The 14571-nt window shown below is 64.5% G+C and carries 16 protein-coding genes; 13 read left to right on the plus strand and 3 right to left on the minus strand.

Annotation, left to right across the window (positions count from 1 at the left end):
* From AC6I21_RS04215 to AC6I21_RS04250, 8 genes are all read left to right on the plus strand, one after another.
* The gene (locus tag AC6I21_RS04215) at window positions 1-576 is read left to right on the plus strand and encodes a DUF4081 domain-containing protein (RefSeq protein WP_497763127.1); all 576 of its coding nucleotides are present in this window, start codon (window positions 1-3) and stop codon (window positions 574-576) included.
* Complete coding sequence (locus AC6I21_RS04220) at window positions 525-818, plus strand: GNAT family N-acetyltransferase (RefSeq protein WP_497763128.1); 294 nt, start codon at window positions 525-527, stop codon at window positions 816-818. Before AC6I21_RS04215 ends, AC6I21_RS04220 begins: the two co-directional genes overlap by 52 nt.
* 73 nt (window positions 819-891) lie before the next feature.
* On the plus strand, window positions 892-1593 hold the full coding sequence (locus AC6I21_RS04225; protein WP_497763129.1) for a hypothetical protein: 702 nt from the start codon (window positions 892-894) through the stop codon (window positions 1591-1593).
* 180 nt (window positions 1594-1773) lie between these two features.
* Complete coding sequence (locus tag AC6I21_RS04230) at window positions 1774-2514, plus strand: hypothetical protein (protein ID WP_138925864.1); 741 nt, start codon at window positions 1774-1776, stop codon at window positions 2512-2514.
* Window positions 2515-2633: 119 nt separating this feature from the next.
* A complete protein-coding gene (locus AC6I21_RS04235) occupies window positions 2634-3392 on the plus strand; it encodes a hypothetical protein (RefSeq protein ID WP_138925865.1) in 759 nt (252 codons plus the stop codon).
* An 8-nt stretch (window positions 3393-3400) separates the two neighbouring features.
* Window positions 3401-3721 (plus strand): hypothetical protein, encoded by a 321-nt coding sequence (locus AC6I21_RS04240; protein WP_138925866.1) that lies wholly within the window; start codon window positions 3401-3403, stop codon window positions 3719-3721.
* A 233-nt stretch (window positions 3722-3954) separates the two neighbouring features.
* A complete protein-coding gene (locus AC6I21_RS04245; protein WP_054820847.1) occupies window positions 3955-5742 on the plus strand; it encodes a proline--tRNA ligase in 1788 nt (595 codons plus the stop codon).
* A gap of 90 nt (window positions 5743-5832) precedes the next feature.
* Window positions 5833-6621: a TSUP family transporter gene (locus AC6I21_RS04250; protein ID WP_138927167.1), complete on the plus strand. Its 789-nt coding sequence runs from the start codon at window positions 5833-5835 to the stop codon at window positions 6619-6621.
* A gap of 424 nt (window positions 6622-7045) precedes the next feature.
* Here AC6I21_RS04250 and AC6I21_RS04255 read toward each other — a convergent pair whose 3' ends face one another.
* From AC6I21_RS04255 to AC6I21_RS04265, 3 genes are read right to left on the minus strand one after another with little or no spacing between them, the layout of a single operon-like run.
* Window positions 7046-7720: a response regulator gene (locus AC6I21_RS04255; protein ID WP_138925867.1), complete on the minus strand. Its 675-nt coding sequence runs from the start codon at window positions 7718-7720 to the stop codon at window positions 7046-7048.
* Window positions 7721-7722: 2 nt separating this feature from the next.
* Window positions 7723-8964, minus strand: a complete 1242-nt coding sequence (locus AC6I21_RS04260) for a sensor histidine kinase (protein ID WP_138925868.1) — start codon at window positions 8962-8964, stop codon at window positions 7723-7725.
* Window positions 8958-9359 carry a hypothetical protein gene (locus AC6I21_RS04265; protein ID WP_138925869.1) on the minus strand — a complete coding sequence of 134 codons (402 nt, stop codon included), beginning with the start codon at window positions 9357-9359 and terminating at the stop codon, window positions 8958-8960. Before AC6I21_RS04265 ends, AC6I21_RS04260 begins: the two co-directional genes overlap by 7 nt.
* 414 nt (window positions 9360-9773) lie before the next feature.
* Here AC6I21_RS04265 and AC6I21_RS04270 point away from each other — a divergent pair, with 414 nt between their 5' ends.
* The 5 genes from AC6I21_RS04270 (at window position 9774) to AC6I21_RS04290 (ending at window position 14542) form a co-directional block, all read left to right on the plus strand.
* Window positions 9774-10913 carry a YihY/virulence factor BrkB family protein gene (locus tag AC6I21_RS04270; RefSeq protein ID WP_138925870.1) on the plus strand — a complete coding sequence of 380 codons (1140 nt, stop codon included), beginning with the start codon at window positions 9774-9776 and terminating at the stop codon, window positions 10911-10913.
* A gap of 348 nt (window positions 10914-11261) precedes the next feature.
* Entirely contained in the window at window positions 11262-12395 is a 1134-nt protein-coding gene (locus tag AC6I21_RS04275; RefSeq protein ID WP_138925871.1) for a YihY/virulence factor BrkB family protein, read from the plus strand.
* Between the two features lie 159 nt (window positions 12396-12554).
* On the plus strand, window positions 12555-13490 hold the full coding sequence (locus tag AC6I21_RS04280; protein WP_138925872.1) for an ATP synthase F0 subunit B: 936 nt from the start codon (window positions 12555-12557) through the stop codon (window positions 13488-13490).
* A gap of 9 nt (window positions 13491-13499) precedes the next feature.
* Window positions 13500-13961, plus strand: coding sequence for a phage holin family protein (locus AC6I21_RS04285; protein WP_138173321.1), 462 nt, complete (start codon window positions 13500-13502; stop codon window positions 13959-13961).
* On the plus strand, window positions 13958-14542 hold the full coding sequence (locus tag AC6I21_RS04290) for a DUF3618 domain-containing protein (protein ID WP_138173319.1): 585 nt from the start codon (window positions 13958-13960) through the stop codon (window positions 14540-14542). The genes AC6I21_RS04285 and AC6I21_RS04290 overlap by 4 nt, the downstream gene beginning before the upstream one ends.
* Window positions 14543-14571: the final 29 nt, after the last annotated feature.

The following is a 14571-nucleotide window of genomic DNA, read 5'->3' on the forward strand; positions in this document are numbered from 1 at the left end:
GTGCTGGGCCGGAGCGATACCCCGGCCCTGCTCGCGATGCTGGATGAAGATCCGGTCACCAACATTTTCCTGCGGGCGCAGCTGGACCAACACCGTTCGGCTGCGCCTGACAGCTTCGCCCAGATCTTCGCGCCCAAAAATCCCGGGGAACTGAGCAATGCGTGCTGGGTGGGCGCCAATATCGTGCCCACCGCCATGCACTACACCTACGCCCAGGCCTATGCGCGTCGGGCCTTGGCCACCCGGCAGCGTTTCGCCTCGGTCTTCGGCCCGCGCGAGGCGGTAATGGCCATGGAGCCGGTGCTGTCCACCGGACCTCAGCGCATTTTTGACGTGCGCGCCAACCAGCCGCTGATGACTATCGAAGACCTTTCCCCGGTTCCGCCGGCCACCACGCTGCGCACCGCCACCCTGCAGGACTTCGATTTGGTGCTGCCCGCCAGTGCGGCAATGTTCGAAGAGGAATTGGGCTACTCGCCGCTGGAAAGCGGGGGAGGGTACTACCGCAGCCGGTGGTGCGCAACATGTTGCGCCAAGGCCACACCTTCTTCGATGTGGACCAGTACGGAGAGGTGATCTTCAAGGCGGACCTGGGCACCGTGACCGCCAAGGCCACCCAGATCCAGGGCGTGTGGATCAACCCCCGCTACCGCGGGCAAGGGCTGGCCGCCGGATACATGTCTGCCGTGGTCAACCACGCGCTGAGCTTCGCGCCGGTCGCGAGCCTATATGTCAATGACTACAACACCGCGGCGATCCGCAGCTACGAGCGCGTGGGTTTCCGCCAAATTGGCACGTTCGCGACCATTCTGTTCTAACCTTTATTGAGGCGAATTGGCGCGCCCAAGGATATTTTCAGGAGCCGTGAATCATGAGGCGAAAGGCTGGGCAATGAAACTGCGCAGGGGACGTCGCTTCACGGTGCTATCCCTGATGGTGGCATTAACCGCGACAATGGCCGGCTGCAGCGCGGAGCCGACCGACGCCGCCGAAGGCGGTTCCCAGGCGGCGGCCATTGAACGTTCCGCGAGCCAGATGCACGATGCACTGAACGAATTTTCCCAGGGGGCCAATGACGCTCACCTCATCGACGACGAAGAGCTGCGCCGCACCATTCCTGCCGCCCAGAGCTGGCTAAAGGACATCAAGGTCAACCCCGCTGAATGCGGCCCGATCATGGACATCCCCCTGGCTGAGCAGCTGGCCGGCGCCACCATGGCACTGCTGGAAACCGATGAGGGCACCGTGGCCGCTGCTGCCTTCAAGGACACCCAGAGGCTAAAGGACCAGCTGGCCAAGGACGATGAATTGTCCAGCAAATGCACCCGATACACGGTGCTGCGCGGGGACAAGCACGTGGCCTATCACCTGGCCAAGCAGCCGGTGTCCTCCGGTGCCGAGTATTCCCGCGCCCACCTGCTCACCAGCAGCGATGGCTCGGCGGCCATGCAGCAGACGGTGGTGCGCGCGGCCCACGGCAACCTGATGGTCACCATCAGCCAGCCACTGGATAGGAAAAACCAGGCGCAGCAGCTGGAACAGGCGACCGAAGATGCCGATCGGGTGCTGGAGCTGGTGCGCAACCAGCAGTAGCCGAGAACCGCAGACCCGCAGCGGGCAGGGCGTGGTGGCGTGCCGCTTCAATTCAAATGCATGGAATGAATCGATCCGAGCGGCAGAAAAATCTCGAAAAAGTTCGCGTCACGAGTTTTATTTCCAATCATTATTCTAATAGACTGCTCGGGAACGATCATCTAACTTGAGGGAGTAGCCATGAAGAAGCGTTCGCTGATGATTCTGCCGCTGGCAGCCGCATTTGCCCTGTCCGGTTGTGGAGGATCCGACAACAGCGGATCGAACGATTCCGCGCCCGCCGACCCAGGCCAGGCCCAGAGTCAGCCGGCCAACGAGGCCCCAACCCTGGACGGCGCGCAGGTCAAGACCGTGGCCGAATCGATGGTGGAGGGCGAGGAGAAGGCACAGGTGCTCGACGGGGACACCATCGCCGCGAACATGCCCCAGGCCAAGAAGATGATCGATGAAATGAAGATCGAGCCGGCCAAGTGCGCCGAGGTGATCGCCGAGCAGAGTTCCTGGGACGTAGAAGGCATCAACATGGCGGTCGCCACCGTTGTGGACGGCACCAACGCCAAGAGCTACTCCGTAGCCTCCTATGAAGATGACGCCAAGCTGGAGGCCGCCCGCAAGGGCGCCGAGTCCAAGGACCTGAACGGCTGCGACAGCTTCTCCATGGAGGCCCAGGGCCAGAAGCTGACGGCTTCGGCAGAAATCCTTGACGGCACCTCGGACGCAGAGCTGACCGTGGTGACCAAGACCAATGTCGCCATGGACGGAGTGGACGTGCCGATGAACAGCATCAGCGTCCAGGCCCTGGATGGGCGCACCGCCATCTCGGCCAGCGCCTCGGGCGACGTGAAGGACAGCCAGGACCTGATCGACTCCCTGATCAAGGACGTCAACAAGGGATTGGCGGAGGCCAAGAACGTCAAGTAACCTAGTGCAGCCGGATTTCGAGTCGTTCAACGACAAGGAATCCGGCTGACCACCCGGCTTCACGCTGTTCGCGGCGTGCCCGGCCCGGGCAGGAAAATCAACCACCCAAGGAGTTCGCAGTGCAGAAGCGCTCAATGATGATCCTGCCCCTGGCCACAGCGTTCGTGCTGGCAGGCTGCAGCGGTACCGTGGAATACGGCAGCGGTGTCGCGCCCACGGCCAGCACAACCCAGTCCCCGGCGCCCGTCTCATCGGAAAATTCGATTCTGAGCGATGAGCAGGCCATGAAGGTCGTTGAACAGTTGCTCGGGGACGCCGAAGGCGCCCACATCCTGACCACCGAGGAACTTAGGGCCCAGTCCCAGGCCATGAAGCAGCAGTTCGACGGGGTGCAGATTGAGCCGGCCAAGTGCCGTCAGGTCCTGACCGGCTCCTCGCTTAGCGACCTGGGTGCCTCCACCCAAGTCGTTGGCACCTCCCAAACCGCTTCCTCCAGCCGCACCTATCAAGTGATCTCACTGGATGACACCAAGCTGGACACCGTGCGGCAGCTGCTGCAACCCGACAGCTTCGACGGGTGTGAACAGGTCACCGAACACGTCAAGGGGCAGGACATCGAACGGCAGATCAAAACGCTGCAGACCAACCTCGCTGCCGACCAGGCATCCGCCTTCCAGCTCACCACCACCGGTCCGCAGGGCAGCAACACCACCGCCGTTGCGGTATCCGTCCAGGGGCTGCACGGCAACGAGTACGTTTCGGTCACCGATGTCGTCATGAGCACCCATGGTGGTGAGGAAGTCGACGTTCAACAGGTGCTTTCCTCACTGACCAAGAACGCCAACAAGGCTTTCGCGGCGCTTGAGTCCATGCGCTAGGACCCGCGGTGGCTCCGGCGCACATCCAAGTCAAGACCCACTGGCTCAACGGGTGGTTCATCGGTCTCTTCGCCCGTCCGTTCGTGGTGGTTGACCATATGGAATACGAGACAGCCTGGGGCAGTTCGCTGCGCGTTACCATCCCGTCCGGTACGGTCTGCATCGGCGCCGGGATTCGGTACACCCGTCCGGGCCAACTGCTTGGCCGTGTGCCGCAACAACGGACCGTAACCCCCACGCACCAGGAATCGGCACAGCTGCAGATCATCTTTCGCAACGGATCCTGGAACCATTCCCCCTTCGCCGTTGCCCGGTGGCAGCAGCGCTAGGGAAAGAACCCCGGAAGCAATGCGCCAAGCCGTTTCGCAGCTCGGAACAGCGGCCGAAAGCGCGGTACCGGGCCCGTCATGCCCAACAAGGCAATGTGTTTGGGGCCGGTGTGACCGGCTAAGATTGTTGGTGGCCGTCAAATCGGCCAAACCCACAAGATTTGCATTGCTAAGTTCATGGCCCACCGGTCACTCCGGTCGAGGTGTGCAACTTACGGAAAAGGATACGACGCGTGGTTTTGAAGCTTTCCACCATGTTCCTGCGCACCCTGCGCGAAGATCCGGTTGACGCCGAGGTTGCCAGCCACAAGCTGCTGGTGCGTGCCGGTTACATCCGCCGTGCCGCCCCGGGAATCTACACCTGGCTGCCGCTGGGCCTGAAGGTGCTGGGCAAGGTCGAAAACATCATCCGCGAGGAAATGAACGCCATCGGTGGGCAGGAAGTGCACTTCCCGGCGCTGCTGCCGCGCGAACCCTACGAGCAGACCGGGCGCTGGACCGAATACGGGGAGGCGCTCTTCCGGCTCAAGGACCGCAAGGACGCGGACTACCTGCTGGCCCCGACCCACGAGGAAATGTTCACCCTGCTGGTCAAGGACCTGTACTCCTCGTACAAGGACCTGCCGGTGTACCTCTACCAGATCCAGCACAAGTACCGTGATGAGGCCCGCCCGCGGGCCGGCCTGCTGCGTGGGCGCGAGTTCATCATGAAGGACTCCTATTCCTTCAACATCGACGACGAGGGCCTGGACGAGGCGTACGCCGCACACCGCGCCGCCTACCTGAAGATCTTCGAGCGCCTGGGCCTGGAAGTCGTTCCGGTCTATGCCCAGGCCGGAGCCATGGGCGGGTCGAAGTCCGAGGAATTCCTGCACCCCACCGAGATCGGCGAGGACACCTTCGTGCGCTCCCCGGGTGGCTACGCCGCCAACGTGGAGGCCGTGACCACCGTGGTGCCCGAGTCCATCGACTACGCGAACGCCGAACCCTTCGAGGTGCTGGACACCCCGGACACCCCGACCATCGAAACCCTGGTTGCCGCAGCGAACCAGCTGCGTCCGCGTGCCGAACGCGAATGGGAAGCCAAGGACACCCTGAAAAACGTGGTGCTGGCGATCGTGGACCCCGAGGGCGAACGCCACCTGGTCGTCCTGGGCGTGCCCGGGGACCGGCAGGTCGATGAAAAGCGCGTGGAAGCCACCATCGGCGCGGCGCTGGGCATCAACGGAGAGGTGCAGGTCGAACAGGCCAGCGCCGAGGACCTGAAGAAGCACCCGGAAATCGTCACCGGCTACCTGGGCCCCGGCCTGGGCCGCGACCAGCAGCTGCTGGGCGCCGAAACCAGTGGGAAGATCACCTACCTGGTTGACCCGCGCGTGGTTCCCGGCAGCGCCTGGATCACCGGGGCCAACGAACACGGCAAGCACGTGTTCAACCTGGTTGCCGAGCGCGACTTCACCTGGGACGGCACCATCGAGGCCGTCAACGTGCTGGACGGGGACCCGGCTCCGGACGGCTCCGGGCCGCTGAGCACCGAACGCGGCATCGAAATGGGCCACATCTTCCAGCTGGGCCGCAAGTACGCCGAGTCCCTGGACTTGAAGGTGCTGGACTCCAATGGCAAGCTGCAGGTGGTCACCATGGGCTCCTATGGTGTGGGCGTCACCCGCGCGGTCGCCGCCCTGGCCGAGTCCTACCACGACGAGAACGGGCTGACCTGGCCCCGGCAGATCGCCCCGGCCGACATCCACTTGGTGGTCACCGGCAAGGGAGCCGAACTGATGCAGGCCGGCGCGAAGCTGGCCGAGGAATTTGAGGCGGCCGGGCTGGATGTTATCTTCGATGACCGTCCCAAGCTCTCGGCCGGCGTGAAGTTCTCCGACGCCGAGCTGATCGGCGTGCCGACCATCGTGGTGGTCGGTCGCGGCCTGGCCGACGGGCTGGTGGAGGTCAAGGACCGGGCCACCGGCGAACGGCGCGACGTGAAGCTTGATGAGGTCGTCGCCGAACTGAGCAAGTAGCGTTGCCACCCCGGCGGGAAGGCACCCGCCGGGGTTAATTCGATAGCAACTTCGGTAAGGAAGCAGCGCGTGCAAGAGCTCCTTGATTTCCTGTCGGTCAACTCCGAACCGGTCGCCGCCTGGCCGCTGGCCCTGCTGCTCCTGGCAGGGTTCGCCGCCGGGTGGGTCGACGCGGTGGTCGGCGGCGGGGGACTGATCCAGCTGCCCGCGCTGCTGCTGTTTCCGGGCATCACCCCCGTCCAGGCGCTGGCCACCAACAAGCTCGGCTCCATCTTCGGGACCACCACCAGCGCCATCACCTACTACCGGCGCACCAGCCCGGATCTGAAGACCGCCATCCCCATGGCCCTGTGCGCGCTGGTTGGCGCGTTCGGCGGGGCCGGGATCGCGGTGATCCTGCCCACCGAACTGATCGAACCGATCATCATCGCCGCGCTGGTGGCGGTGCTGATCTTCACCATCGCCAAGCCACGGGCTGGGGAGCTGTCCCAGCTGAAGTACACCGGAAGCGCCCACTACCTGCGGGCGGTGCTGATCGGGGTGGTGATCGGGGCCTATGACGGGATGATCGGCCCGGGTACCGGTTCGTTTTTGATCATCGCGATGGTCACCGTGCTCGGCTACAGTTTCCTGGAGGCCTCGGCGAAGGCCAAGATCGTGAACCTGGCCACCAACCTGGGGGCGCTGCTGCTGTTCCTGCCCGGCGGGCACGTACTGGTGGGCCTGGGCCTGGCCATGGGCGTGATGAACATGCTCGGCGGCTACTTGGGCGCGCGGATGGCCATCTCCAAGGGCAGCAAGTTCATCCGGGTGATCTTCGTGATCGTGGTGGCCGCGCTGATCATCAAGCTCGGTTCGGATCTCATCCTCGGAAAATAGGGCGCCGGGTCACCAGACCATGCGGCCGCGGGCAAACCCAGCATGGGGGCAGTAGCCGCTTAAAGAGGTGGACCCATTGTCCTCCCGCATGAAGCGGCGGGATGACAATGGGCCAAGGCTTCCTCCCCCAAAGAAGCCCGATCCGGTTCGTGGCGTACTGCTGCGATGCACCCGTGAAGGGCGCCCGTCTGAGCGGTGAAGACCTGCCAAGTGAACCCGATCCTCATTGGGCAACCAGGCGAAGGATCTGACCTGGCCGCCGAAATGGTGCCGGGAACGCCCCATACCGATCCCGGTGTTTGATCATTTCCCTTTCAGCTTGACTGATTCACAAGCATTTTTCGTCATACCAGGACGGTATCTTTCCCTTCCCGGGTTGCAGAGGCCACCGGGCAGGGGGACAGGCCAGGTCAACGGGCCACTGCTAGGCAGGCACCGGGTCGTCGGGGTGCACGAACCCCGAACGGTAGGCCAGTGCCACCACCGCGGCCCGGTCCCGGGCCCCGGTCTTGAACAGGATCCGGGCCACATGGGTTTTTACGGTGGCCTCGCTGAGCACCAGGGTGTCGCGGATTTCCTGGTTGGACAGCCCGGCCGCGACCAGGCGCAGTACTTCCTGTTCCCGTGGGGTGAGCACCTCGGTGATGTCGGTGGGCTCCGCCGAGGAGGCGCGCAGCCGCTGCACCAGCCGTGTGGCCGCGGTGGCATCCAGCCAGGTGTCCCCGGCGGCCACCCGGCGGATCGCATCGGCGATCTCGGTGGGGGAGGCGTGCTTGAGCAGGTAGCCGCTGGCCCCGGCCTGCAGCGCCTGGACCACCACGTCCTCATCGTCAAAGGTGGTCATGATCAGCACCCGAATTAGCCGGTCCGGGTTCCCCTTCGATTCGCGCACCAGTTCCCGGGTGGCGGCCACCCCGTCCATGCCCGGCATCCGCACGTCCATGAGCACTACATCCGGGCACGAGCTGCGCGCCAGCTGCAGGGCCTGCTGTCCGGAACCAGCCTCCCCGATGACCCGAATGTCATCCTCGGCCATCAACAGCATGCTGATTCCGGCGCGCACCAGCGGCTGGTCATCGACAATCAACACATCGATCATGCTCACTCCTCCTCGCTTCCCGGCACTCCGTCCGGCTGCAGCCCCGGCGCCCGTCCCTGCCCGTTAAGCCCCGTCTGCTGCGGCGCTCCGGAGCCGGACAGCTCGCCCTGCCCGGTGACCGGCAGGGTGGCCTTGAGCAGGTAGCCGTTGCTGGTCGCTCCGTGGTCCAGGGTGCCGCCCGAGACGCTGATGCGTTCGCGCAGTCCCAGCAGCCCGTACCCGCCGGAGACCCCGGGCTTCTTAATCAGTCCTGAGATCGAACGCACCGTGAGCACCAGCTCGCTGCTGCTCCAGTCGATGCCCAACTCCACCTTCGCCCCGGTGCCGGCGTGTTTCATCGCGTTGGACAGGCCCTCCTGCACCACCCGGTAGGCGGCGTGGCTGATGCTGGGGTCCAGTGGCCGTTCCCGGCCGGTGACGTGTTCCTCCACCTCCAGTCCGGAGGCGCGGGCCGAGGCGACCAGTTCGGCCACATCCGCGATGCTGTGCGGCCGGTCGGAGGAGCCGTTGTGCTCGGCGCTGCGCAGCATGCCCAGCAACCGGTGCAGTTCGCGCATGCTTTGCTCGGCGGTGGATTGCACGTCCTCCAGCACCTTGTCCACGTCCACCCCGTCCTTCCCGCTCTTGAGCACGGTGCGCACCCCGGCGACCTGCAGCACAATGGCGGTCATCGAGTGGGCGACCGAGTCATGCAGGTCCCGGCTGATGCGCAGCCGCTCGGTGGCGGTGGCCTCATCCAGCGCCTCTTCGGCCCAGCGGCGCTCGGTGACCAGCTGGTGGTCATTGTTCAGCAGGGCCCGCCCGGCACTCCAGGCGGCCAGGCTCAGCAGCGTCCATAGTCCCACCACGATGAACGTGGTCACCAGGGACACCGGGCCGTCATAGGTCAAGGCGTTAAAGGAAATGACGCCAATCGGGTAGACCGAGCCAGCCAGCGCATACACCGACCTGCGCCCAGGCACGTTGCGGGCCACCAGGAACAGCGCCATCAGGTAGCCGCCCATGTATTCGAAGGTCTCCACGCCCAGGGCCACGCTGGCCATCAGCATCATCGCGATGTAGCCGTACCAGGGGGAGCGGCCCAGCAGGAGCCAGGCGTAGGCGATCACGCAGAGGCTGAACAGCAGCCAATACGGCACCTGGAAGCTGCCGATCATTGGCGGCACCGTGCTCCAGATCGCCAGGTCGATGCCGAAGACCAGGAGCGTGGCGACGGTGCGCATCAGGCGGGGTCGTTTCAGCATCGCGGCAACCAGGGGAAGTAGTGGCACCAACCCGGCTGGCGCACCGGGTCACCCGGCGGGCGGGGCGGTTCCAGCCCGGGCGGGAAGGCATCCCCGCTCAGCTCCAGGGTGCCGGCGGGCAGCAGCAGGGCGCTGAGCGGCTCCCAGTTCCCCTTTCCGGTGGTGCTTTCATGGACCTTGAGCACCCCATGGTCCCGGCCGTTGACCGTGACGGTGGCCGATTCATCCAGCCCGGATGCGCGTACCAGCACGGCGTCATCCCGGATGGCCCAGCCGGTCAGCAGCAGCCGGCCCCAGTGCACCGGGATCGTTGCCGCGCGCGGCCATCCGGGCGTGCCGTGGGCAGCGCTGCTTGGCGGCCGGTCACCTGGTTCCGGACCGGACGGATGGGACATGGTGTTCTCCTCATGAAGGGTGCAAGTGATGCTGATCGGTGCGAGTGACAGTATCGTGACACATTTAGTGGCCCACGGGCATCATCCGTGAACGGTACATGCGTTGATCATCCCAGTTCAGCCCCGGGTGCCTGGTCGCCCCGGCACGGGTTGTGGAGCGGCTTCGGCCGGTGCGGGCAGCCGGGTGCGGCAAGGACGCCGGCCACCCCGATGTTACGGGACCGCTCAGGCCACCGCTGCTGCCGCCCGTGCAGGGCGGAAGCGGCGGGCCGGTGAGCGCGCCCGAAGTCTTGAACGTGGCGATTCGTCCGCCGTTGCGTTGAATGAACCTATTTCGCCTGATTGAATAACGGTACGTGGACAGCTGTCCCCAACGAGGAAAGTGTCCTCATCAAGACTGTGCAGGGGTGGAACATGGCCAAAGACCAGGAAGTGAACCATGAAGCCGGAAGCGTGGGTGACACGGTACAGAAGGCGGCTGAGGCGCCGCCGGCGGATCACGCCTCAAAGCCCAAGCTTCCCACGGAGCTGAAGCTGCGTTCCTGGCGCTACATCTTCAAACGCTCGATCAACGAATTCACGGGCAAGAAGTGCACGGACCTGGCCGCAGCCCTGACCTACTTCACGATGCTATCGATCTTCCCGGCGCTGCTGGCGATGGTTTCGTTGCTCGGTGTGGTGGGCCAGGCGGAGAAGACCACGCAGAATCTGCTGCAGCTGCTGGGTGAGGTGGCCAGCGACCAGGTGGTGCAAACCCTGAAGCAGCCGATCGAGCAGTTGACGAACGCGCCGTCCGCGGGATTCGCGTTGGTTGCCGGTCTGCTCGGTGCGCTGTGGAGCGCCTCGGGCTATGTGGGTGCCTTCGGTCGAGCGGTGAACAAGATTTATGACGTGCAAGAAGGCCGCCCGTTCTACAAGCTCAAGCCGATCCTGCTGCTGATTACCCTTGTGCTGCTGGTGGCAGCCTCGCTCATGGCAATCCTGCTGGTCGTCTCCGGACCCATCGCCCAGGGTATTGGCCAGGCACTGGGACTGGGGGAAAGCGGCATCCAGGTCTGGAACATCGCCAAGTGGCCGGTCATCGTGATCTTCGCGGTGATGCTTGTGGCCATCCTGTACTACGGGACCCCCAACGTGAAGCAGCCCAAGTTCCGCTGGATCAGCGTCGGCTCGGGCATCGCGCTGTTGGTGCTGGCCCTGGCCACCGTCGGCTTCTTCTTCTACGTATCGAACTTCGGCAACTACAACAAGACCTACGGCGCCATCGGTGGCGTGATCGTGCTGCTGCTGTGGATCTGGATCGCCAACAACGCCCTGCTCTTCGGTGCGGTCTTTGACGCGGAGATGGAACGCGGGCGCGAGCTGCAGGCCGGAATTGAGGCCGAGGAATCCATCCAGCTGCCGCCACGAGACACCTCGGCGGCGCAGAAGAAGGAGGAGAAGGAAGAAAAGGTGATCCGCCAGGGGGAGGAGCTGCGCTACTCCAGCGAGCTGGCAGCTGAGGAACAGCGTGAAGCCGCCGCACGGGAAGCAGAAAAGCCCCGCGACACCTAGACCCACTTCTCTGGCACCATGGGTGTCTACGACCCACAAGGACCGCGAGCTCCGGAGAGCTGTTGAGGAACACTGTCCGGTCTCGCGGTCTCTTTTATGGTCCCACGGGCTGCGCAGCCTTTTGGCGATACGCGTTCAGTTTGTCCCACGGGGAAGCCGGACCATCAGGCAATAAATGGCCTGACTATACCCGCCTCGGCTGGGGTTGCAAGCAAGGTTGGTGCACTGATGGGAGAAATCTGAGGGTTCCATCAACGTCGTTGCCCCACCCCGGTCCCGCTGTTTGAATATCGGCAAGTGGACCAGGGGTCCTACGCCGAACGCTTGCGGAGGTGGAACGTGGGCAGCATGCAGGAAAGCCATCGGGCAGGGAGAAGTGCGCAGACGGCCCATAAGGCCGAGCACGCCCCGGCCCCTGACGACAACAGGAAACCGGACCTGCCGACCGATCTGAAGTCGCGGTCCTGGAAGTATGTGTTCAAGCGCTCGATCGGCGAGTTCACACGCAAGAAGTGCACCGACCAGGCAGCGGCCCTGACCTACTTCACCATGCTGTCGCTGTTCCCGGCACTGTTGGCCATGGTTTCGCTGCTGGGCCTGGTAGGCCAGGCGGAGAAGACCACGCAGAACATGCTGCAGCTGCTGGGTGAGGTGGCCAGTGACCAGGTGGTGCAAACCCTGGAACAGCCGATTCAGCAGCTGACCAACGCGCCGTCGGCGGGATTCGCGTTCGCCGCCGGTTTGCTCGGTGCGCTGTGGAGTGCCTCCGGCTACGTGGGGGCGTTCGGTCGGGCCATCAACCACATCTATGACGTGCAAGAAGGCCGCCCGTTCTACAAGCTCAAGCCGATCCTGCTGCTGATTACCCTGGTGCTTTTGGTCGCCGCAGCAGTGATGGCGGTGCTGCTGGTGGTCTCCGGGCCACTGGTGCAGGGCATTGGACAGGCCCTGGGGCTGGGTGAAACCGGCATCATGGTCTGGAACATCGCCAAGTGGCCGGTCATCGTGATCTTCGCCGTGATCCTGGTGGCGATCCTGTACTACGGCACCCCCAACGTGAAGCAGCCCAAGTTCCACTGGATCAGCATGGGCTCGGCCATCGCGCTGATCGTGCTGGCCATCGCCACCGTCGGCTTCTTCTTCTACGTATCGAACTTCAGCAACTACAACAAGACCTACGGCGCCATCGGTGGCGTGATCGTGCTCTTGCTGTGGATCTGGATCGCCAACAACGCCCTGCTTTTCGGCGCAGTCTTTGACGCTGAGATGGAACGTGGACGGGAACTGCAGGCCGGAATTGAGGCCGAGGAATCCATCCAGCTGCCGCCGCGGGAAACCAAGGCCAGCGACAAGCTGGCGGCGAAGGCTGAAAAGGACATCCGCCAGGGTGAACAGCTGCGCAAGGACAGCGAACTGGCGGCGCAAGACCACACCGGGGATGACTCCCCGGCAGGTGAAACCAAGCGGAGGAGGGAGGACTGACTTCTGCGGGCACCTGAACCCGCTGCATCGATTCGCGCGGCCCCTGCCAGCCAAGCAGGGAGCTGACCGACACCAAGAAGGCGCTCGCCGGAGCCACCGGCAACGAAATACGTGCCCGAGAACAGAACTATCGAGCAATGGAGTAACAGGAGGGCAACAATGAGCAGCAACGATTACACCACTCCGGAACCCAACCGCAACATTCCACCGACGCAGGTGCCAGATCCGCTGGCCGGCGTGAACGACCCGATCGTTCCGCCGGGTGAAGGGGCCCCGCTCAGCGAGCCGGTTCCACCCGCCGAGCCGGTGGACACCGAACTGACCGGCTTGGGCACCGGAACCGGTGTGGGAACCGGCACCGACGACACCGACCAGTCCAAGGCGCAGGAGGCTGCCTCCGAGGCCAAGGACCTGGCGCAAGAGGGCAAGCAGTCCGCCGCCCATGTCATGGACAGTGCCAAGCAGGAGGCCTCGATGGTCGCCGAGCAGGCCCGCGACAAGGCCAGCAACCTGCTTGATGAGCTGGGTTCGGATGTTCGTGAGCAGGCCTCGGCGCAGCAGCAGAAGATCTCCGCGAACCTGCGAGACATCAGCGAGGAATTCCGCAACATGCTGGACAACTCGCAGGCCTCGGGCACCGCGTCCAGCCTCGTGGATCAGGCCGCCCACCACAGCGGCAAGGTCGCCGACTGGCTGGAGCAGCGTGAGCCGGGGGACCTGGTCGAGGAAATCAAGGGCTTTGCCCGCCGCCGCCCAGGCGCCTTCCTGGGGCTGGCACTGGGTGCCGGCCTACTGGCAGGCCGCCTGACCCGCAACGCCAGCGGTCCGGATAAGGACTCGGACCGGGACACGCGGCGCGACGCGCTGCCGCGGCACGCCACCCAGGGCTCCCAGGACCAGTACCGGGATGTGTCCACCGATGACGTGCCGCCGGGCATGACCCGCGGCCAGGTGCCGCCCGAGGTGACCTCGCAGCCCACCACCCAGCCGCGGACCGTGGGAATGCCGGAAACCGGAACCCCGGGAGTCCTTCCGGGGGAGCCGGAACCGGGAAGCACCTACCCGCCGACCCCACGGCGGACGGACTTCGAGTAGGAGGCTGCGATGAGCGAGCACACAAATGACTACGGAACGCCGGGGCCCGGCGCGGTCCCAGCCGGTGGCGGGTCACACGCGGCCGAGGAGGAGCAGACCACCCTGGGCGGACTGTTTAGCGACCTGACGCAGAACGTGTCGGTGCTGGTTCGCCAGGAAGTGGAACTGGCCAAGACCGAGCTGAAGGAGTCAGCAGCCTCGGCAGGCAAGGGCGCCGGCATGTACGCCGGTGCGGGCATCGCGGCACACTTCGTGCTGATGTTCCTGTCCCTGGCCGCAGTGTTCGGCCTGGCCACCCTCATCGGCTACGGCTGGTCGGCCCTGATTGTGGCCGGTGTCTGGGCCATCATCGCCGCCATTCTGGCCATGGTTGCCAAGAAGAAAATGGAGCAGGTCAAGGGGCTGCCCAAGACCTCCTCAACCGTGAAGAAGATTCCGTCGGCTTTCAAACCTCAGGAGGAAACGCGATGAGCAGGGATTCCGAAGAACTCAGGCAGGACATTGCCCAGACCCGACAGGAGCTGAGCGATGACGTGGACGCGATCGTGGACCGGGTTAGCCCGTCGCAGATCGCCCACCGGCAGAGCGAGAAGATCAAGGGAACGTTCCACCGAGCGAAGGATGCAGTGATGGGAAGCGGTGAATCAGCCAGCGACCAGGCCCACGATGCCATGGAAAGCGCCAAGGAGGGAATGAACCGGGCCCCACAGCGGGTCGTGGAGCAGACCCGCGGCAACCCGCTGGCCGCCGGGCTGATTGCGTTCGGCGCAGGCCTATTGGCCTCCTCGCTTCTGCCCGCCACCGACCGAGAAGGGGAAATGGCGCAGAAGCTCAAGGAGAAGGCCGAACCGCTGACTCATGAGCTGACCGAGAGCGCGAAGCAGGTGGCCGAGGACATGAAGGAACCGGTCAAGAATGCTGCTGAGGAGTTGAAGGACTCCGCGCAATCCTCAGTGGAAAGCGTCAAGGAAGAAGCCAGCGGTGAAGTCGATGACCTGCAATCGCAGGCCAAGGACAAGGCCCAAGGCCTTTCCGATAACGACAACCGCTAACGGTTGACGCTCACGCCTCACGGCTGGAA

The sequence above is a fragment of the Glutamicibacter sp. St.4D3 genome, from assembly GCF_059728615.1.